The sequence below is a fragment of the Stutzerimonas sp. R40042 genome (assembly GCF_026642215.1).
GTDB lineage: Bacteria > Pseudomonadota > Gammaproteobacteria > Pseudomonadales > Pseudomonadaceae > Stutzerimonas > Stutzerimonas frequens.
This window is the reverse complement of record NZ_CP113258.1, coordinates 1,982,000-2,002,013: the sequence shown is the minus strand read 5'-3', so window position 1 is coordinate 2,002,013 and position 20,014 is coordinate 1,982,000. Positions and strand designations below refer to the sequence as shown.

The window sequence follows — 20,014 nt, the reverse complement described above, 5'->3', positions numbered from 1 at the left end:
CCCCAAGGACGGCCTGTCTCGAAGCCCCTGCGACCCTCGCGCCGATTGGCTATGGTCGACAAGCTGAGTTAACCTTGCGCGCTATAACCCGGTTTTCCAGGAAGCCCTCTATGTCCGAGTCGATCAAGGTCCGTGCGCAGCGGCAAGCTCACTGCAAGGATTGCAGCCTTTCCGGGCTCTGCCTGCCCCTGTCCCTGAACATGCAGGACATGGACGCGTTGGACGACATCGTCAAGCGCGGACGCCCGTTGAAGAAAGGCGAGACACTGTTCCGCCAGGGCGACGTGTTCAGCTCGGTATTCGCGGTGCGCTCCGGGGCGCTGCGTACCTTCAGCGTGACCGATGGCGGCGAGGAGCAGATCACCGGCTTCCACCTGCCCAGCGAGCTGGTCGGCCTGTCGGGTATGGACACCGAAAGCTACCCGGTCACGGCCCAGGCGCTGGAAACCACATCGGTATGCGAAATTCCTTTCGAGCGACTCGATGAACTGAGCGTGCTGCTGCCGCAACTGCGCCGCCAGCTGATGCGCATCATGAGCCGCGAGATCCGCGACGATCAGCAGATGATGCTCTTGCTGTCGAAGAAGACCGCCGATGAGCGCATCGCCACCTTCCTGATCAACCTCTCGGCGCGCTTCAGTGCGCGGGGCTTCTCGGCTAACCAGTTCCGCCTGCCCATGTCGCGCAACGAGATCGGCAATTATCTGGGCCTCGCGGTCGAAACCGTATCCCGCGTATTCACCCGCTTCCAGCAGAACGGCCTGCTCGAAGCCGAGGGCAAGGAGGTGCGCATTCTGGATTCCATCGGACTGTGCGCCCTCGCCGGCGGTGCCATGGACGTCTGAGTCACCGAGTTTTTGGAGTAGTAACCCGATGATCTTCGACGAATTCAGCATCAAGACCCTGATCCGCCCGGTGCCGGATTTTCCGCAGCCGGGCGTGATCTTTCGCGATATCACCCCTCTTTTCCAGTCGCCGAAAGCGCTGCGCATGGTGGCTGACAGCCTAATCCAGCGCTACGTGGAAGCCGACTTCACCCATATCGGCGCACTCGACGCCCGCGGTTTTCTGATCGGTTCGATCCTCGCATATGAGCTGAACAAGCCACTGGTGCTGTTCCGCAAGCAGGGCAAACTGCCCGCAGACGTGCTGTCGCAGGCCTATTGCACCGAATACGGCGAAGCGCACCTGGAGATCCATGCCGACAGCCTGTGCGAAGGCGATTCGGTACTGCTGTTCGATGACCTGATCGCCACCGGCGGCACCCTCCTCGCCGCTGCCCAGCTGGTGCGGCGCATGCGTGCCAGCATCCATGAAGCCGCTGCGATCATCGACCTGCCCGAGCTCGGCGGATCGCAGAAGCTGCAGGACATTGGCATTCCGACCTTTACCCTGACCGCCTTCGCGCTGAGCGACCGCTGATCAGTTACGGCCTCGACGCGATCTAGAGGAGCCGCTGTGCCAATGACTCTCTGGCGCTGCCTGCTGATTCTTGCGCTTGCCTGGACCACACCAGCACTGGCACTGGACCGTGACGCCCTGCTGGATGAGGCGAATGTTCTGCTGCTGCCGCGTGAGCGTGTGATACCTCCGCTAACGCTGATCGACCAGGATGGCCAGCCGTTCGACACGCGGTCATTGCAGGGACGCTGGCATATTCTTTTCTTCGGATTCACCGCCTGCCCGGACATCTGTCCGACGACGCTGAGCGACATGCGCCGACTGTTCAGCCAGCTACCGAGCGATACCCGCGAGCGGTTGCAGCTGGTATTGATCACTGCCGATCCTGCGCGCGATACACCGCAGCAGCTGAAGACCTATCTCGATTACTACCGCGCGGGCTTCAGCGGCCTCACCGGCGAAATGGAGCAACTACAGCAGCTGTCCAGGGCGCTCGGCCTGCCGTTCGTGCCGGCGAACGAGACTCAGGGCGACTACAGCGTCAGCCACAGCGGCAATCTGGCGCTGGTGGGCCCCGACGGCACCCTGCGTGGGCACATTCGCGCCCCACTCATGCTCGATGGACTGCAGCGAGCGCTACCGCGGATCGTCGATACCGAGCACTGAACAAGCCGCTGATGTTGACTGCGAGGCGATCAGTGGCAATCCAGAGTGTCGGCCAGCACATAGGCCTGAAAGGCGACCTCATCGATCCACTGCCGCGTCAGTTCCGCCAGGCTGCCGTCCGCGGACCAGCGAGCGATGAGCGCGTCGAGCTCCTGCTGTAGTTTAGTATCGTCAGCAACCAGGCGAAGCTGCCGCTCGGCGTTGCCCAGCGCAGGCAGCAGTCGCTTGTAGCGGCGCCATTCCGGCAAGGTGGCCAGCTCCGTCAGTAAGCCTTCATCCTCGACCACCGCCACGCATTCGCCGAGCTTGAGGCCGATAAGTGCGTGCGCTGTGCTGGGATACTGCCGCGGAGATGCCGCAAAGCGTTGGCGCAGCAGTGCCGCATAGGGGCTTGCATTGCTGACGCAGACCGGCTGATCGTGAAGATCGGCCCAGCCGGCGGGCCCCGCCTCGGTCGCGACGAGCGCGGCAGGCACGGCGCGATAGTAGGCACTCACGCCACGCGGCAGGCTGGCATCCATGCGCACGGCGGCCTCTCCTTCCGACACCACGAGCTGCACCGGACGCCCGAGCTCGGCGCCGATCTGCTCGGCCAGCGCCGACTCGAAACTCTCCGTCTCGCTACTCGAGAGCACACGGTGTTCGGGCAGCGCTATCGGCAGCGGCTCGGCCAAGGACGCAGCTGGCGCCAACAAGGCGAGCCACAGAACGATGCGCGACGAAGCAGGCACGGGCCAATCCTAGACGTACTGGTAGCGCAGCATTCGCTGCTTGAACTTCTCCAGCACCACCTGATCGATCAGGGTCGCGAGAATGGCAATCACCAGGATGTTCATCATGACCCCCACCATATCGGCGATCTCCCCGGAGTAAGCCAACGAGCGACCCAGGCCCTGACCGAAACCGATCAGCATCTCGGCGGAGATGAGTGCACGCCAGGCATTACCGAAGGCCAGCTGGGCACCAGTGATCAGCTCTGGCATCACCGCCGGCAGGTACACGCGGCGCAGCAGCTGCCAACGCGAAGCGCCCATCACCCGTGCGGCCGAGACATGCACTGGCTGCACGCTCTCGGTGGCGTTCATCACCGAAAGCGCCATCGGGAAGAACGCCGCCAGCGCCACCACGACGATGATCGGCAGGTTGCCGAAGCCCATCACGATGAGGAACAGCGGCACCCAGGCGATCGACGGAATCGACTGCAGGATGACAATGGCCGAGCGCAGGATCTCGCGGAAGAAGAACAGTACGCCCCCGACCAGGCCGAAACCGATGCCGAACAGCAAGGCGAAGCCATAACCACTGCCCAGGCGGCTCATGCTGCCGTACAGGCCTTCGCGGAACTCCGCTTGCTGGATCGTGGTGATCAGACGCTCAACGACGGTCGGGATACCCGGCATGAGGAACGCAGGCAGGCTCCAGGCCGCCACCTGCCAGATCAGCAGAATGAACAGGATGGCCAGAACGACGGCGAGGTATTTCTTCGGGCCGGTTAGACGACGAGCCTGACTCATGGGTGCGCTACCTCCGTCTTGATGCCCAGCAGGCTGAGGATTTCCTTACGCTCGGCAGCGAAGTCCGACAGGTCGTGGCTTTTTTCGCAATGGGTGAAATTGAACGTCTTGAGCACCCGAGTCGGCCGCGCACTGAAAACCAGCACATGATCGGCCAGATACAGGGCTTCATCGACGTCATGGGTAACCAGCAGCACGGTCGGCTGATGCTCCTCGATCAGCTCGCGCAGCACATCCTGCAGCGCCATGCGAGTCAGTGCATCGAGGGCGCCGAACGGCTCGTCCAGCAGCAGTACCTCGGGCTTGGCGATAAAAGCCCGGGCCAGGGCCGTACGCTGGCGCATGCCACCGGAAACCTGGTGCGGATAGTAGTGCTCGAAGCCATTGAGCCCGACACGCTCGAGCCAGACGCGCGCCTGCTCGAACGCCTCGCCCTTGGCCACGCCCTGCAGCTCGAGCGCCATGGCCACATTGCCCTGCAGGCTGAGCCAGGGATACAGCGCATGCTCTTGGAACACCAGCGTTCGCCGCGGGCTCGGCTCGGTGATCGGCTTGCCATCGGCAAGCACGCGGCCAGCGCTGGGCTTCTCCAGCCCCGCAACCAGATGCAACAGGGTCGACTTGCCACAGCCTGAAGGCCCGACCAATGCGACCAGCTCGCCCTGGGCGAACTCGCCGCTGAATCCCTTGATGACTTCGAGCTGCCCGAAGCGCTTGTCTACTTCTTCAAACCTGAGTTGCATAAAAATCCGCAAATCCAGAAACGAAATTGCCCGGCAATGCGGGCGATGCAAACGGCCCGGCGCAAGGCCGGGCCCGTGTGGTTCCAAACAGAGGGAGCGATCAGAGCTGGCGAGCTTCCTGCCAGGACAGATCGACGATGGCGCTGGTGTCGAACGGCTTGCCATCGCGGGTCTTCAGCGAACCGAGCTCCTGCAGAATGTCCGCCAGCTCCTGAATGCGCGCCAGATCATCCTGGCCAAGCTTGGCGCTGAAGGTCTGGGTGCCGATCGCCTCCTCGATCACCACCTCGCGAGCGAGCTCACCACGCTTGAGCGTTTTCAGCGTCGGTTCGGCGATGAAGTAGTCGGCGATCAGCTTGGCTGCCTCGGCTGGCTGCTTGTCGAGCATCTCGATGGCATCGCGCTGAGCATCCAGCGACTTCCAGACGGCGTCCTTGCGCTTGGCCAGGGTGTCGCCGGAGGTGATCACAACCATGCACGGGAACGGCCACACTTCACCGATCTCGTAGACCTGCTGAACCGGTGCAACCAGCTGCGCGATGCGATCGTATGGCTCGAACAGGAAGGCGGCATCGACACGTCCGGAGACCAGCGACTGCACCGCAACGGCCGGGCTGACACCCATGATGTTGACGTCGCTCGGCTTGAGCTCTGCGCTTTTCAGCGTCACGCCGCGCAGCACCGCATCGGCCGTGCTTCCTTCTTTCTGGGAGGCAAGGATCTTACCTTTCAGGTCCGCAACCTTCTCGATGCCCGAACCCTCAAGCGCCACGATGGAGTGGTAGCCCTGCTGAGCACCGCCCACGACCTTGAGATCTGCGCCTTTGGAAGCCCAGGCCACCGCATTGGTGAAGCCGAGCACGCCGGTATCCAACTGCCCACCAACGATCGCCTTGATCAGATCGGTACCGGAGCTGAACTCGATCAGCTCGACATCAAGGCCGTGCTTCTTATACAAGCCAGCCTCATGTGCAACCATGGCCTGGGCATCGTCCATCACGCGGATGTAGCCAACCTTGAACTTCTCCTGCGCCTGAGCAAACGCGCTCAGCAACAGCAGAGCCGGAACCAGCCAATGCTTTGCTTTCATTTCGACCTCGATTCGGATAGCCAGTACATATAACCAGAACGAAGGACTATATTCGTTTTAGTTATCTAATGTTAATGGCTTAGAACTGTACCTGAATCACACGGGAAACGGCACTACCGAGGTGGCATATCATCAATGCTGCAGGTTATAGGCTGATCGTCTTGCGGCCGGCCAAGGCATGGGCGAGGGTTCCGCCGTCGACCAGATCCAGTTCGCCGCCCAGCGGAACGCCGTGGGCGATTCGGCTGATGGTCAGCCCCTTTGGAATCAGCATCTGCGCGATGTAATGCGCCGTCGCCTCCCCTTCCACCGTGGGGTTCGTCGCGAGGATGACTTCAGTGAATGCACCGTCCGCAACACGCGCCAGAAGCTCGGGGATGCCAATGGCTTCCGGACCCAAGCCATCGAGTGGAGACAGATGCCCCTTGAGCACGAAATAACGTCCACGAAAGCCAGTCTGCTCGACCGCGAACACATCCACCGGGCTCTGCACCACGCAAAGCAGCGAATCGTCGCGCCGCGGATCAGCGCACTGCGGGCACAGATCGTCTTCGGTCAGCGTGCGGCACTGCCGGCAGTAGCCAACCCCTTCCATCGCCGCCGTCAGCGCCTGCGCCAGGCGCAGGCCACCGCTGCGGTCGCGCTCGAGCAACTGCAACGCCATGCGTTGTGCGGTCTTTTGCCCGACGCCGGGAAGAATGCGCAGGGCATCGATGAGTTGCCGAATCAGCGGGCTGAAGCTCATGAGCGTCTCGGTTTGAATCACTGGAAAAGCGGGCCGCTCCCTGGCAAGCGGACGGCCCGGGTGGGACCTGCCTGATGGATCAGAACGGCATCTTGAAGCCCGGCGGCAGCTGCATCCCGGCGGTCATGCCGGCCATCTTTTCCTGGCTGTTCTGCTCGATCTTGCGTACCGCATCGTTGACGGCCGCAGCGATCAGGTCTTCGAGGATTTCCTTGTCTTCCTGCATCAGGCTGTCATCGAGGCTGACGCGCTTGACGTCATGACGCCCGTTCATCACCACGCTGACCAGGCCGGCGCCGGACTGTCCGGTGACCTCGGCGTTCGCCAGCTCTTCCTGCATCTTCTGCATCTTTTCCTGCATCTGCTGCGCCTGCTTCATCAGGCCGGCCATGCCACCTTTCATCATGGGTATCACCTCAATTCGATCAGGGTTCTGAGTGTTCTACGGGTTCGATGGTGCCTTCACGGATCACCGCGGCGAACTGCTGCATCAACTGCTGGACCAGCGGATCCGCATGAATCGACTGCTCGGCGGCACGCTGTCGCTCGGCGCGACGACGCTGCGCGGCCTGCGCCGGCGTTTCCTGCTCGGGCTTCTGCAGCACGATATCGAGCTGCAGCGTCCGCCCGTGGTACTGATTCAACGCATCGTTCAGCCGGCGCTGCTGCGTCGGATTGAACAGGGCGCTCTGCGCCGGGTCGAGGTGCATCAGCCAGCGATCGCCCTCCACCGAAATCAACGTGCAGTTGGCAGCGATGCTGCCGGTCAGACCGGACAGGCCGAGCTTGAGATAGAGCTCCAGCCACTCGGCAGCCAGCCCGGTAGCCGGCTCCACCGCGGGCAGAGGCTCGGCCTCCTGCTGCTCGGTCTCGTCCTGCTGCAATTCTTCGAGGTACGCCTCGGCCTGGTTCTCCACCTCGAAATAGTCTTCATCAGTCAGCGGCGGCTCGTCATCGTCAGGCTCTTCGACCTGGACCACGGCGGCCACATGATCAGGCGGACCGTCCAGCGCCGGCTCCGGCAGAACGGCATCGGACTCGACGGCCACCGGCGCCACCGCGGGCGGCTCGTTCCAGGGCACATCGACCACTGGCACCGGCTGTTCTTCAATCGCTGACGGTGCCGGTGGCTCTGCCGCGGTGGGCTGCTCAGGAGCGGCTGCGGCCAGCGGCTCGACAGGGCTGGCCGCCACCACAGCAGCTGACATCGGCATCTCTGAGGCGACAGGAGCCTCTGGAGCGGAACCAGGAACAGGCGACACGCCGGGAGCAGCGGTATCGGCCACCGCTGCAGGCTTGGAATCAGCTGTGGCCGGGCTGATTCCCAAATTCTTTAGCGATGTTCGCGGCGCGTCATCCGTATCCGCCGGACGGAACGCCAGCATACGCAGCAGAACCATTTCGAAGCCACTGCGCGGATCGGGCGCCAATGGCAGATCGCGGCGGCCGATCAGCCCCATCTGGTAATAAAACTGCACATCTTCGGCTGGCAGCGCCTGGGCCAGTGCCAGCACCCGATCGCGATCGCCCTGACCATTATCCACCGCATCCGGTAGCGCCTGGGCGATGGCAACGCGATGCAGCACATTGAGCATTTCCGCCAGTACACCGGCCCAATCCGGGCCCTGTTCGGCAAGATGGCGAACGGCTTCGAGCAGCGCCCGGGCGTCGCCCTCGAGCAACGCCTGCAGCACGCCGTAAACCTGACCGTGATCGAGCGTGCCAAGCATCGCCCGCACATCGGCGGCCAGCACCTTGCCCTCGCCGAATGCGATCGCCTGGTCGGTCAGACTCATGGCGTCGCGCATCGAGCCGTCCGCGGCGCGCCCGAGCAGCCACAGCGCATCTTCCTCGAAAGGCACGTTCTCGACGCCAAGCACATGGGTCAGGTGCTCAACGACTCGCTCCGGCGGCATGTTTTTCAGCGAGAACTGCAGGCAGCGCGACAGGATGGTCACTGGCAACTTCTGCGGATCGGTGGTCGCGAGCAGGAACTTTACGTGGGGTGGCGGCTCTTCGAGGGTCTTGAGCAGCGCGTTGAAAGAGTGCGACGAGAGCATGTGCACTTCGTCGATCAGGTAGACCTTATAGCGCCCGCGGCTCGGCGCGTACTGCACGTTGTCCAGCAGTTCGCGCGTGTCCTCGACCTTGGTGCGGCTTGCGGCGTCCACCTCGATCAGGTCGACGAAGCGCCCCTCATCGATCTCCCGGCAGACCGAACACTGCCCGCAGGGTGTGGAACTGACGCCCGTCTCGCAGTTCAGGCACTTGGCAATGATCCGCGCAATCGTCGTCTTGCCGACGCCGCGGGTACCGGTGAACAGATAGGCATGGTGCAGGCGCTGATTGTCCAGCGCGTTGATCAGGGCCTTGAGCACATGCGTCTGGCCGACCATTTCGCGGAACGAGCGCGGACGCCATTTACGTGCAAGAACCTGATAACTCATAACACCATCGCGGGGAACTAGGCAGAGGACGGGTAATGCTAGCGGAGCAGGATGGAAATTGCATCCGAGCCGCGCCCGATCTGCCAGCTAGTGCAGCAAGCGAGCACCGAGCGCGCTGACAACCGTTTCCAGCGCTCGGTTGTCCCCCTCTATCCGCACGGCGAGCCCGTCGATCTCGCGGCGCGTCGGGTAGCCTTTGCGCAGCAGATCGAAAGCTGTCCGGCGCTGCGCGTCGTCGCCGACGAGGCTACGACGGAAGTCGGCATCGTCGCGGCGCGGGTCGTAGACCGCCCGGCACAGCGTTGCCAGCATGTCGGCCGGCTCTGCCGATGCGGCGAAGGTCAGCTCGGTCAGCGCGGCACCCGGCATCAGCTGCGCCAGCTGGACGGTCGGCTCAAGGCCTCGTGCAGCGCAATAGGCCGCATGGATCTGCGCCGTGCCGCGCAACTTGCCGTCCAGACTGTAACCGGCAATATGCGGCGTGGCGATGCGACACAGATCAGCCAGTTCGACGTCCACCTGCGGCTCGCCTTCCCAGACATCCAGCACTGCCTCGAGGTCCGGGCGCTGCAGCAGCAGGTCGCGTAACGCTGCGTTATCCACCACCGCCCCTCTGCTGGCGTTGATCAGCCAGGCGCCCGGTCGCAGCTTGCTCAGCCTCTGCCGATCGAACAGATGGAAGGTCGGGCAGTCGCCGCTCATGCTCAGCGGGGTGTGCAGGCTGATGACGTCGCACTCGGCGAGCACCTCATCCAGCGACACGAAACCGCCCGTTTCGCGCGCCTGGCGCGGTGGGTCGCAAACGCGCACGTCCCAGCCGAGGCCTCGCAGCACTTCGACCAGGCGCCCGCCTACCTCGCCGGCGCCCACCACGCCGAAACTACGTTGCGCCAGGGCTTCGCCGCTGACCTCGGCCAACGCCAACAGGCCGCCCAGCACATAATCGACCACCCCCCGCGCATTGCAGCCTGGCGCGCTGGCCCAAGCGATGCCAGCCTGCTCGAAATAGTCGAGATCCAGATGGTCGGTGCCAATGGTGCAGGTACCGACGAAGCGCACCGCCGTGCCCTGCAGCAATTCGCGGTCGACCCGCGTCACCGAGCGCACCAGCAGCACATCCACGCCTTCCAGCGCCGCCCGGTTGATACTGCGGCCGGGCATGCGACGAATCGCCCCGAGACCGGCAAAGAACTCATCGACCAGCGGAATGTTTTCGTCGGCAAGGATGTGCATGGCATGGCTCCGGTTGGGGGAAGCACATTCTAGACGGCCCGCCACTGCTTTGCCGCCTTCCTGAGTACGGCGACCCGGCGTAGACTAGCGCGTTTCTTGTATACAACCGGAACGCCTTGAATGCCCACTGAGCTGCGTCTCAGACGGGTCCGCCTTGAACTGCGCACCCTCTTCGCCCTCGCCCTGCCCATGATGATTGCCCAGCTGGCCAGCACCGCCATGGGTTTCGTCGATACCGTGATGGCGGGCCGTGTCAGCCCGCATGATCTCGCTGCCGTCGCGCTGGGCAACTCGATCTGGGTGCCGGTCTACCTGCTGGTCAGCGGCATTACCCTGGCCACCACACCCAACGTTGCCCAGCGCTTCGGCGCCGGTCAGCATGCCGAAATCGGCCCTCTGGTGCGCCAGGCCCTGTGGATGGGTGTGGGTATCGGCATCATCAGTGCGCTGCTGATGTGGAACGCCAAGCCGGTGCTGCACTTGATGCGTGTCGAACCCGCGCTGATCGACCCGACCATGGCCTACCTGCGTGCCGTCGCCTGCGGTTTCCCCGCCGTGGCGCTGTATCAGGTGCTGCGTTGCTTCAGCGATGGCCTGGGTCACCCACGGCCGAGCATGGTCATCGGCATCCTCGGCCTGCTGCTGAACATCCCGCTGAATTACATCTTCATCTACGGCAAGCTCGGCATGCCGGCACTGGGCGGCGTCGGCTGCGGCGTCTCCACGGCGCTGGTGATGCTGTTCATGCTGACGGCGATGAGCCTGTGGGTGAAGCGCGCGCCGGCCTACCAGGCGAGCCAGCTGTTCGCCCACTTCGAAGGGCCGCGCTGGCCGATGCTAAGTCGGCTGCTGTCGGTCGGCGTCCCCATCGGCATCGCCGTGTTCGCCGAGGCGAGCATCTTCTCGGTGATCGCGCTGTTGATCGGCGCGCTCGGTGCGACGGTGGTTGCCGGGCATCAGATCGCACTGAACTTCACCTCGCTGATCTTCATGATCCCGCTGTCGCTGGGTATGGCGGTAACCGTGCGCATCGGGCAGGAGCTGGGTCGCAGCGCCCCGCGGGACGCCCGTTTCGTCGCTGGTGTAGGGATCGCCGCGGCGCTGGTCTATGCCTGCTTCTCGGCCAGCGCCATGCTGCTGTTCAGCGAGCAGATCGCACGAATCTATACTCCGGACCCGGCGGTGATCGCAGTCGCCGCCAGCCTGTTCTTCTATGCGGCACTGTTCCAGTTCTCGGATGTGGTGCAAGTCACCGCGGCTGGCGCATTGCGTGGCTATCAGGACACCCGCATGACCATGGTCTACACGCTGTTCGCCTATTGGGGCATCGGATTGCCGGTCGGATATCTGCTGGGGCTGACCGATCACCTTGGCCCGGCGAGCGGGCCGAGCGGCCTATGGCAGGGTCTGATCGCCGGCTTGAGTTGCGCCGCGCTGCTGCTCAGCGTGCGACTGGCGCGCAGCGCTCGCCGGGAGATTCGTCGCCATACGGCGCTGCGCCGAGCCGTAGCCTGACGGATCAGAGGCTGCGCTCGATGCGACCATCGGATCGCGCCAGGTAACCGGTACCGCACTCCCAGAGCAGCGCATCGCGATCTTCGGCATCGAGCGCATCGAGCCCACCACGCAATGCGTAGGCGGTAAAGCCAAGCTGGGTCAGCAGAAACACGGCGTTGGCGCTGCGCTTGCCGCTTTCGCAGTAGCACAGGTAGGTGCGTCGCGGGTTGAGAAGACGGGTCTTCAGACGTAACAGATGCAAGGGCATATGCAGCGCCTGCATGGCATGCCCCCGCTCGTAGTCATCCAGCGGCCGCACGTCCAGCCATTGGGCGCCGCAACCTAGCAGATCGGCCACCTGCTCCAGCTCGACCTCAGCCACGACCGGCGCCTTGAGCAACTCGATGAAGTCCGACCGATCGAGGCGCAGCACACAGCCATCCTCGATCATCACGACACTGGCATTGCGTGCCCGCTCCTCCAGCAGCGCCTCCTCGCCGAAGCAGGCGCCGGGCTCCAGCTCGGCGAGCAGCTGCTGCTGGCCACTGTCGATGTTTTTCAGTACCTGGGCATGACCGCTCTTGAGGAAATAGCAGCAGTCGCCGACATCACCTTCGTTCAGCAGGATCTGGCCCGCCGCGACGTCAATGCTCACCAGTCGGCTCAGCATGCTGCGGATGTTCGCCGGCGGGACCTGAGCGAACAACGGGTTGTCCAGCAGCCGCTCGAGCCAGTCGCCCACCTCGTCATCCGAAGACAGCTCCAACAGCACATCCTGCAGGGCCTGACGCCAGGACAGCAGACGATCCAGTTCATGGCTGTCGATCGACAGCATCAGACAGTCATCCACCGCGCGCACCTCGCGCAGCAGGTTTGGCGAAAGGCTATGCGACGCCTCCGGGCTGCCTTCGAGCAGGAGCGACTCCAGACCATCGCAATCGACCAGCAGCAACCGCCCCGTCAGCAGATAATCGCGTGTCGAGCCCTGCCCTCGCTCGAATACCTGCCCTGCGGACAGGACCGCAGGCTGCAGACGGGCACGCAGGTCCCATAGCTGACGGGTGGACAACTCATTCAGCGGAACCAGATTACGCAGCTGATCGGGGTGTAGCGGTTTGTTCATCCTGACAAATCCAAAGCTCTATCCATCCAACAGCCGTTCCAGCTGCGCCTGGGCAGCGCGGCAGCCCTGCAAACCGCCGGTGTGAACGAACACCAGGCGTGTGCCCGATGGAAAATACCCGCGCTCGACATAAAGGCGCAATGCCATCATCGCCTTTGCAGTGTAGATGGGATCCAGAGGGATACCCGAGTCACGCTCGGTCAGCTGAATGAAACCCGCGAGCTCTCTGTCGAACCGAGCGAAACCGCCGCGGCTCGCATCCAGAAGGTGATAGTCGGCCTTTGTTGCGCCAGCCTCTGTCAGCAACGTGGCTACACGGCTATCGACCGCATGTGAGGGCGGACCGGCCAGCGCGCCGAATACCCGGTGCCGCCCCGCCTCGCCGATGGCGATTCCGGCCAGCGTCGTGCCGGTGCCGGCGGCGAGCCAGACCGCGTCGTAATCGTGCCAACCCACTTGGTCCAGTGCCGAACCCAACCGCCCGACCAGATCCACGCAGCCCAGCGCACCGAGCAAGCCGCCACCACCTTCGGGAACGCAGTAGTAACCGGGATAGCGCTCTTGCCAGTGGTGCCAGAAGTCGGGGAGATTGCGCGCCCGATAACCGCCATAGCCCAGCCAGTGCAAACGCATGCCGAACGTCTGCAGATCGACGACGGTAGGCGTGTCCTGTGCATGTCCGCGCAGCAACCCGACCGTCTCGAGGCCGAAGCGACGACCGGCAGCCGCCAGCGCATGAAGATGGTTGGAATGAGCTCCGCCGAGACTGATCAGGCCGCCCGCCCCACTGCGTTGAGCAGCCTCCAGATGCTTGACGAGCTTGAACCACTTGTTACCCGACAGCTCGGCATCCACCAGATCGAGCCGCAGCACCACGGCCTCCACACCGGCGGCCTGCAGCCAGTCCAACGACAGCGACTGCAAACGCAGCGGTGCATGCAGCTCGGGTGAAATCGGACCAGACAAGTGGCTCAGCTACCGGTGCGCTGCCGGTCTTCCTTCCGGTGACGGGCACAGCAGTTGGATTCACCGATCACGAAGCGGCTCGGCGAATCGATCTTGTCCAGCGGCATGGCACAGCGCTCACCGCTCGCAAGCGTCGCTACACAGGCCGGCTTCTGATAATGATCCAGCCACTGGCGGTACTGTTCTTCGGAAACGAAGCACTTGGCTGCGGCATAAGCCATGGGGTTAGCGCGGTATCGAGCCAGGTCCTGCAAGGCGATGGTCAGGTGGCCGGCTCCAGGGTGATAGGCCATGAATACCACGCCCTGACGCGACAGCTCCTCCAGTACGCGATCGCCGCTTAGCCGCAGCTCCTCGCATTCACCTTTGAGCCGCTGAATCTCGTCTTCGAGCTGCGCGTCCAGCTCGTTGCGGTAAGCCAGCTCGACATCGCGGATCGCGACCTGCTCCTTGTACTCGGCGATAGCCGCGGCTATGCGCGCCTGCGCCTCATGCTCGAACTGCTCGCGAGCGGCACTGACCTCGACGCGCCCGTTCGCCTCCAGCGTGCGAAGTTGCTTGCTCATCTCCTCACGCGCTTTCTGGAAACTTTCGCCTTGTGCGGTCAGTTGAGCATGCAGGTTGGCATTGATATCGGTCTGCTGCTGAAGTTGCTGCTGCAACGAGCGGATTTCATCCTGCAGCAGCTTGCGCTCCTTCTCCGCCGCAGCGCTCGCCTTGAGCGTTTCTTCTTCGCGCAGGCGTTCCAGATTGGCGATACGCTGACGCTGCTGCTTGATCAGCAGCGCGGCCTTCTGCCGCTGCTCCCGCTCGTGAGCTTCGGAGCGCCGGGTCGCCGCTTCCTTTGCCGCCTCGGCGGCATACCAGGTGTCCTCGGCAACCATCTGCAAACGCTCGGCAGGCACTGCCTGGGGCGCATCATCCTCAACCAGGAGGCCAAGCTGGTTGCGCTTGATGGTCTCGCGCAACACGGCGAGATCATTGCGCTCGGCGGTTACCTTGGGGTCCCACATGTGCATCTGGTGCCAGGACACCGGGCATTGGCTGCGGCAGGCCAGGCGAATCGGCCCCGCCCCCATGTCCGGCCCCCTGCCGGTACGCTCGGCGAGCTGCCGCAATGGAATGTTCCAGCCAGAGTCCGCGGAACCATCGTCATTGAAGTCGAGGCAGAAGAACACCGCGGCACGAACCTGCAACCGCGGGTTGATCATGACGTAGACCGCGCGCATCTGGCGATCGGCGAACTCGGGGAGCGCGACCACTCCGTCCAGCACTGCCTCGAATTCGGGATACAGCATTTCCTTGCAGATGGCGCCTTCATTGAAGAACAGCACGGCTTCGACCATCTGCGGTTTGTTCTGCATGCTCGGCTTCCTTTATCGCTCGCAACGGCGAGCCGGCGATTGGCGGAACGCGCGGCGATCCGTCGCCGTGGTTCCGTAGGTTTCGCCAGTTTAGGGGAAATGCACGCGCAGGCAATGTGACTTGGTTGGCAGCCATTCTGCGCATTGGCCGCCGTAGAACGCGACGTCCGCGGATTTGCGATGGGCTTAGCTAAATCACCCGACGCTGTGGGCCGCAAGGCGGCGCTTCATTTCCTCGCCCAGCGCTTGCAGGCCGCTCATCGGCCTGATCATGACCTCGAACTCGACGATCTTGCCCGCCTCGTCGAAGCGGATCATGTCGATTCCCTTGAGCTCACGATCACCTACCCTGGCACTGAACTCGAGCACGACGTCGCTGCCTTCGGCGCTGACCAGTTCACGGTGATAGCGAAAGTCCTCGAATACCTGCAGCACGGTGTTGAGGATCAGATTGACCGCCGCCGCGCCCTCGTAGGGCTTGTACGCCATCGGCGAGCGGAACACCGCCTGCGGGTGCAGCAGTTCCGGCAACCGGCTCAGATCGCGCTGGGCGATCATCGCGTGCCAGGCCTGCAGGCATTCGGCAGCCTGTGGCTGCAGCATCATCTTGCTTTCCATACGCGTGCTCCCGTGGAGTGGTCAGGTCAGGTCAGGATGGGCTCAGAGCGCGGCAGCCAGACGGCAACCCTGGTTGATCGCGCGCTTGGCATCCAGTTCGGCTGCCACGTCGGCGCCACCGATCAGGTGCACCCGGGCGCCAGCCGCTTCCAGCCCTTGCTGAAGCTCGCGTAGCGGCTCCTGACCGGCGCAGAGAATGACCGTATCCACCGCCAGCACCTGCGGTTCGCCCTCGCCAACCCGGATGTGCAACCCAACATCGTCGATCTGCAGATACTCGACCGAATTGAGCATCTGCACGTGCTTGTTCTTCAGGCCGGTACGGTGAATCCAGCCGGTGGTCTTGCCCAGGCCGTTACCAACCTTGGATTTCTTGCGCTGCAGCAGGTAGACCTGCCGCTTGGGTGCATGCGGAGCCGGCTGGATGCCGGCGATGCCGCCACGTGCCGATAGGCCGAGATCGATGCCCCACTCCTTCCAGAACGCTTCGCGATCCAGACTGGTGGATTGACCGTCGTGGGTGATGTACTCCGACACATCGAAGCCGATGCCACCGGCACCGATCACCGCCACGCGCTGACCGACCGGCTTGCGTTCGAGGATCGCATCGAGATAGCCAATCACCTTCGGATGGTCGATTCCGGGAATCTCCGGGGTGCGCGGCACGATACCGGTGGCCAGGATGATCTCATCGAAACCGCCTGCCAGCAGTGTCTCGGCCGTTGCGCGAGTGTTCAGGCGCACCTCGACCCCAGTTTCCTCCAGGCGGTTCTGGAAATAGCGCAGGGTCTCGTAGAACTCTTCCTTGCCCGGTACGCGCTTGGCGACGTTGAACTGGCCACCGATTTCACCGGCAGCGTCGAAGAGCGTCACCTGATGCCCGCGCTCCGCTGCAACGGTCGCTGCGGCGAGGCCCGCCGGACCGGCGCCGACCACCGCGACCTTTTTCACTGTCGTGGTGGGGATGTAGTTGAGCTCGGTTTCATAGCAGGCACGCGGGTTTACCAGGCAGGTGGTCAGCTTGCCGCTGAAGGTATGGTCCAGGCAGGCCTGGTTGCAGCCAATGCAGGTATTGATCCGCTCGCTGTGGCCCGCAGCGGCCTTGTTGACGAACTCAGGGTCGGCAAGGAACGGCCGCGCCATGGAGACCATGTCGGCGTCGCCCTCGGCCAGCACCTGCTCGGCCACTTCCGGCGTATTGATGCGGTTGGTGGTGACCAGTGGAACGCCAACCTCGCCGCGCAGCTTGGCAGTGACCTTGGTGAAGGCGGCACGTGGAACCTTGGTGGCGATGGTCGGAATGCGTGCTTCGTGCCAGCCGATGCCGGTGTTGATCAGTGTGGCGCCGGCCTGCTCGATGGCCTTGGCCAGCTGCACCACTTCTTCCCAGACACTGCCGCCCTCGATCAGATCGAGCATCGACAGGCGATAGATGATGATGAAGTTCGGCCCAACCGCCTCGCGCACTCGACGCACGATCTCCACTGGCAGGCGCATGCGGTTTTCGTAGCTGCCACCCCAGCGGTCGGTACGGTGATTGGTGTGCGCGACCAGGAACTGGTTGATGAAGTAGCCTTCCGACCCCATGATCTCGACGCCGTCATAGCCGGCACTTTGGGCGAGACTCGCGCAATTGACGAAGTCGCGGATCTGCTTCTCGATGCCCTCCTCGTCCAGCTCGCGCGGGGTGAACGGGTTGATCGGCGCCTGGATCGCACTCGGCGCCACCAACTGCGGGCTGTAGGCATAGCGACCGGCATGCAGGATCTGCATACAGATCTTGCCGCCGGCCTCGTGCACGGCCTGGGTGACGATCTTGTGCTCTTCGGCCTCTTCCGGTGTCGACAGCTTGGCCGCACCGGCGCGCACCGAACCTTCCTCGTTGGGACCTACGCCACCGGTGACGATCAGGCCGACGCCGCCACGGGCGCGCTCGGCGAAGAACGCCGCCATGCGTTCGAAACCGTTGGGCATCTCCTCCAGGCCGGTGTGCATGGAGCCCATAAGGGTGCGATTGCGCAGCGTGGTGAAGCCCAGATCGAGCGGAGCCAGCAGATGCGGGAAGGCGGTCATCGGTGTGTCCTCATCATTGTCGGTGCCGAGCCTCTTGGGGCTACGGTCGGATATGCAGCGACGATAAACAGCCCATACGCCACGCTCAATGATCATAAGTGACAACTTTCTGATCATTCAGCGCAAAACGCTTGGCAACCGCACCACCTTTATCTAGGCTGACGCCGTCCATCCCTGCTCATCGCCTGCTCATGCGTCTCTCGCTCAAACTGGCCCTGCTGCTGATCCTCGTCGGCGTCTCGCTCGCGGTCTATCTCGACTGGACCCATGACAGACGCAGCGGCCCGCTGCTCTCCGATCTGCGCACCCTGCCCATCGAAAGCCAGGGTCAAGCGGGCACCGGGGGCAACCTGCTGGGCATCGAAACGCGCCTGCAACCGGCCGACTATCAGAGCCGCGAACGGCTACAGCTGAAGTTCAGGACGTATCTCCGCCAGGCTGCCGAAGCCGGAATGCTGAGCGAACGAACCATCGTCGTGCTGCCGGAGCATGTCGGCACCGGCTTGTTCGCTCTGGGTGAGAAGCCGGAAGTGCAGCAAGCCCGCACGCTGCGCGATGCGATGCAGTGGATGGCACTGAGCAACCCGGGCAGCTATCTGCTGGCACTGACCGGCAATCAGGGTGACGACCGCCGTACCGGTGCCGTACTGCGTTTGAAGGCGCGGCAGATGGCGGAGGATTACCAGGCAATCTTCGGCGGCCTTGCCCGGGAATTCGGCATCACCCTGGTGGCGGGCTCGATCGTGCTGCCAGAGCCCTATCTGGAAAATGATCGTCTGAGGATCGGCGATGGCCCGCTACGCCAGGTCAGTCTGACATTCGACGGCCGCGGCAAGCCCCTGGGAACGCTGCAGTACAAACATGCACTCAGTCGCTACGAACGCCGCTACAGCGTCGCCCCGATACCCGAACCCAGGCGCCCGATCGCCACGCCAGCAGGTCCGATGGCGGTAATGCTCGGGTGCGATGCCTACCTGCACCGCCCACCTGCCGAAGCGAGGCTGCTCGCGTTACCCGGCGCCCTGGCGGATCCGCACTCCGCTTGCCAGGGCGCGCTCGACAACGGCTTCGATGACCGGCCGCACATGGCCGTGCACACACTCGCCGTGCCCTGGAACCTGCTCGGCTCGCCGCGTCGCCCGGCGCCGCCGGGACATGGCGTGCCGGTGCAGGTCAAGAATCTCTGGCTCGACAGCGGCCGATGACAGTGCAGCGCATACGCCTGGGCGACCTGTCGGTCGGCTTCCTGCACAGCCTGAGCGAAGCATTGCAGCTGCATGGCCACGACCCGCGACCCCTGTTGCTCGCCTATGGGCTAGACGCCGAGCGCCTGGCCGAACCCCATGCACGGCTGTCGATTCCACGCTACATGCGCCTGGGTCATGCCGCCATCCAGTTGGCGGGCGACCCCGCGCTAGGTTTGGAGATGGGCCGTCTGCGCAAGCCCAGCCACCTCGGGCTTGCCGGCCTGACCGCCGCGCAAGCGCCAACCGTACGTGAAGCGGCACGCGCGCTGATCCGCTACGAACCGCTGTACGCATCCAACTATCGTGGCAGCTCGAGCTTCCACGAGGACGCCACCGGCGCCTGGCTGCGCTTCTATTCGATCAGCCCCTACAACGCCTACAACCGGTTCGTCGTCGATACCGTGCTCGCCAGCTGGGTCACCCAGCTGCAGCGGCTATGCGGCCAACCGCTGCTGCCGACGGCGATCCATATCGAATTCGATGCGCCGGATTACGCCTTCCGCTACGAAGCGCTATTCGGCCGCCCGGTGACATTCAGCGCCGAGGCTAATCAGCTGCAGCTGGATCAGCGCACGCTGGCCCTGCGCAACCCAGAACACTGTCCCGGCACCTGGCGGCATCTGCTGGAACTATGCGAGATCGAGCTGGAGCGGCGTACCCGCACCCGCAGCCTGCGCGAGCGCGTCACGCAAATTCTCGGGCCCATGCTCAAGGGGCAGGAGCCGGACCTGCAGCAGATCGCGGCACGCCTGCAGATGCCGGCCTGGACGCTGCGTCGCAAGCTGGCCGATGAAGGCAGCAGCTACCGCGCCATTCTCAACGACACCCGGCGCGACCTGGCGATGGCATACATACGCGATACCGAATCGGCCTTCGGCGAGATCGCCTGGCTGCTCGGCTTCTCGTCCGCGGAGGCGTTTCAACGCGCCTTCAAGCGCTGGAGCGGACAGACACCCGGTGACTATCGTCGCACCCAGCGTCGGGGCGGCTGACCGGCACGCACGCGTTTCGGGCGAGCCCTCAGAGCTCGACGGCATCCTCGGCAGAATCGGGATGGTCCTGTTCGGCCGCATGCCATTCCAGTAGCTCGTCCTGATAATCGTCCATCGGTAGACTCCTGATCGTCTGCATTGTCTGAGCGGTTGCCGGATGAACCATCAAGGTTCATGCCAGCCACGCTACAGCCAGCCGATGAAGTAGATATGACAGCGCTCTAAGCGCGTCCACTGCCCTCATGCCTCCAAGTCGCGCCCTATAGCGCGCCATGCGCGGTGGGAGCTGCCCAGC

The 20,014-nt window shown here is 63.7% G+C and carries 19 protein-coding genes; 6 read left to right on the top strand and 13 right to left on the bottom strand.

What is annotated here, in order from left to right; translation table 11 throughout:
• Positions 1-110 precede the first annotated feature (110 nt).
• From fnr to OUY36_RS09595, 3 genes are read left to right on the top strand one after another with little or no spacing between them, the layout of a single operon-like run.
• On the top strand, positions 111-845 hold the full coding sequence (fnr, locus tag OUY36_RS09605; RefSeq protein WP_003301790.1) for a fumarate/nitrate reduction transcriptional regulator Fnr: 735 nt from the start codon (positions 111-113) through the stop codon (positions 843-845).
• Positions 846-873: 28 nt separating this feature from the next.
• Positions 874-1,422 carry an adenine phosphoribosyltransferase gene (locus tag OUY36_RS09600; protein WP_063543415.1) on the top strand — a complete coding sequence of 183 codons (549 nt, stop codon included), beginning with the start codon at positions 874-876 and terminating at the stop codon, positions 1,420-1,422.
• Positions 1,423-1,458: 36 nt separating this feature from the next.
• Complete coding sequence (locus OUY36_RS09595) at positions 1,459-2,067, top strand: SCO family protein (protein WP_267937807.1); 609 nt, start codon at positions 1,459-1,461, stop codon at positions 2,065-2,067.
• Between the two features lie 29 nt (positions 2,068-2,096).
• Here the strand turns inward: OUY36_RS09595 and OUY36_RS09590 are convergent, their stop codons facing one another.
• The 8 genes from OUY36_RS09590 to pdxB all read right to left on the bottom strand — a co-directional run bounded on the left by OUY36_RS09590 (position 2,097) and on the right by pdxB (position 9,839).
• Positions 2,097-2,798 carry a transporter substrate-binding domain-containing protein gene (locus tag OUY36_RS09590; protein WP_267937804.1) on the bottom strand — a complete coding sequence of 234 codons (702 nt, stop codon included), beginning with the start codon at positions 2,796-2,798 and terminating at the stop codon, positions 2,097-2,099.
• Between the two features lie 9 nt (positions 2,799-2,807).
• Positions 2,808-3,581: an ABC transporter permease gene (locus OUY36_RS09585; RefSeq protein ID WP_102841317.1), complete on the bottom strand. Its 774-nt coding sequence runs from the start codon at positions 3,579-3,581 to the stop codon at positions 2,808-2,810.
• The gene (locus OUY36_RS09580) at positions 3,578-4,324 is read right to left on the bottom strand and encodes an ABC transporter ATP-binding protein (RefSeq protein ID WP_102841318.1); all 747 of its coding nucleotides are present in this window, start codon (positions 4,322-4,324) and stop codon (positions 3,578-3,580) included. Before OUY36_RS09580 ends, OUY36_RS09585 begins: the two co-directional genes overlap by 4 nt.
• 100 nt (positions 4,325-4,424) lie before the next feature.
• On the bottom strand, positions 4,425-5,414 hold the full coding sequence (locus tag OUY36_RS09575) for an ABC transporter substrate-binding protein (protein WP_063543425.1): 990 nt from the start codon (positions 5,412-5,414) through the stop codon (positions 4,425-4,427).
• 145 nt (positions 5,415-5,559) lie between these two features.
• Positions 5,560-6,159 (bottom strand): recombination mediator RecR, encoded by a 600-nt coding sequence (gene recR / locus OUY36_RS09570; protein ID WP_102841319.1) that lies wholly within the window; start codon positions 6,157-6,159, stop codon positions 5,560-5,562.
• Positions 6,160-6,238: 79 nt separating this feature from the next.
• Positions 6,239-6,565, bottom strand: coding sequence for a YbaB/EbfC family nucleoid-associated protein (locus OUY36_RS09565; RefSeq protein ID WP_008567825.1), 327 nt, complete (start codon positions 6,563-6,565; stop codon positions 6,239-6,241).
• A gap of 19 nt (positions 6,566-6,584) precedes the next feature.
• Positions 6,585-8,606 (bottom strand): DNA polymerase III subunit gamma/tau, encoded by a 2,022-nt coding sequence (gene dnaX, locus OUY36_RS09560; protein WP_267937799.1) that lies wholly within the window; start codon positions 8,604-8,606, stop codon positions 6,585-6,587.
• Between the two features lie 87 nt (positions 8,607-8,693).
• Positions 8,694-9,839: a 4-phosphoerythronate dehydrogenase PdxB gene (pdxB, locus tag OUY36_RS09555; protein ID WP_267937797.1), complete on the bottom strand. Its 1,146-nt coding sequence runs from the start codon at positions 9,837-9,839 to the stop codon at positions 8,694-8,696.
• 120 nt (positions 9,840-9,959) lie between these two features.
• Between pdxB and OUY36_RS09550 the strand changes: the two genes are divergently transcribed.
• The gene (locus OUY36_RS09550) at positions 9,960-11,354 is read left to right on the top strand and encodes an MATE family efflux transporter (RefSeq protein ID WP_267937795.1); all 1,395 of its coding nucleotides are present in this window, start codon (positions 9,960-9,962) and stop codon (positions 11,352-11,354) included.
• A 4-nt stretch (positions 11,355-11,358) separates the two neighbouring features.
• Here OUY36_RS09550 and OUY36_RS09545 read toward each other — a convergent pair whose 3' ends face one another.
• The 5 genes from OUY36_RS09545 to OUY36_RS09525 all read right to left on the bottom strand — a co-directional run bounded on the left by OUY36_RS09545 (position 11,359) and on the right by OUY36_RS09525 (position 17,480).
• Positions 11,359-12,459 (bottom strand): cyclic nucleotide-binding domain-containing protein, encoded by a 1,101-nt coding sequence (locus tag OUY36_RS09545; protein ID WP_267937793.1) that lies wholly within the window; start codon positions 12,457-12,459, stop codon positions 11,359-11,361.
• Positions 12,460-12,477: 18 nt separating this feature from the next.
• Positions 12,478-13,389: a 1-aminocyclopropane-1-carboxylate deaminase/D-cysteine desulfhydrase gene (locus OUY36_RS09540; protein WP_267938139.1), complete on the bottom strand. Its 912-nt coding sequence runs from the start codon at positions 13,387-13,389 to the stop codon at positions 12,478-12,480.
• 41 nt (positions 13,390-13,430) lie between these two features.
• Positions 13,431-14,789, bottom strand: coding sequence for a hypothetical protein (locus tag OUY36_RS09535; RefSeq protein ID WP_063543439.1), 1,359 nt, complete (start codon positions 14,787-14,789; stop codon positions 13,431-13,433).
• Positions 14,790-14,984: 195 nt separating this feature from the next.
• The gene (locus OUY36_RS09530; RefSeq protein WP_200594231.1) at positions 14,985-15,407 is read right to left on the bottom strand and encodes a nuclear transport factor 2 family protein; all 423 of its coding nucleotides are present in this window, start codon (positions 15,405-15,407) and stop codon (positions 14,985-14,987) included.
• Between the two features lie 42 nt (positions 15,408-15,449).
• On the bottom strand, positions 15,450-17,480 hold the full coding sequence (locus tag OUY36_RS09525) for an NADPH-dependent 2,4-dienoyl-CoA reductase (protein ID WP_267937791.1): 2,031 nt from the start codon (positions 17,478-17,480) through the stop codon (positions 15,450-15,452).
• 191 nt (positions 17,481-17,671) lie between these two features.
• On the opposite strand from OUY36_RS09525, the gene OUY36_RS09520 reads away from it, so the two are divergent.
• On the top strand, positions 17,672-18,685 hold the full coding sequence (locus OUY36_RS09520; RefSeq protein WP_267937789.1) for a carbon-nitrogen hydrolase: 1,014 nt from the start codon (positions 17,672-17,674) through the stop codon (positions 18,683-18,685).
• Entirely contained in the window at positions 18,682-19,719 is a 1,038-nt protein-coding gene (locus OUY36_RS09515; protein WP_267937787.1) for an AraC family transcriptional regulator, read from the top strand. The genes OUY36_RS09520 and OUY36_RS09515 overlap by 4 nt, the downstream gene beginning before the upstream one ends.
• Positions 19,720-20,014: the final 295 nt, after the last annotated feature.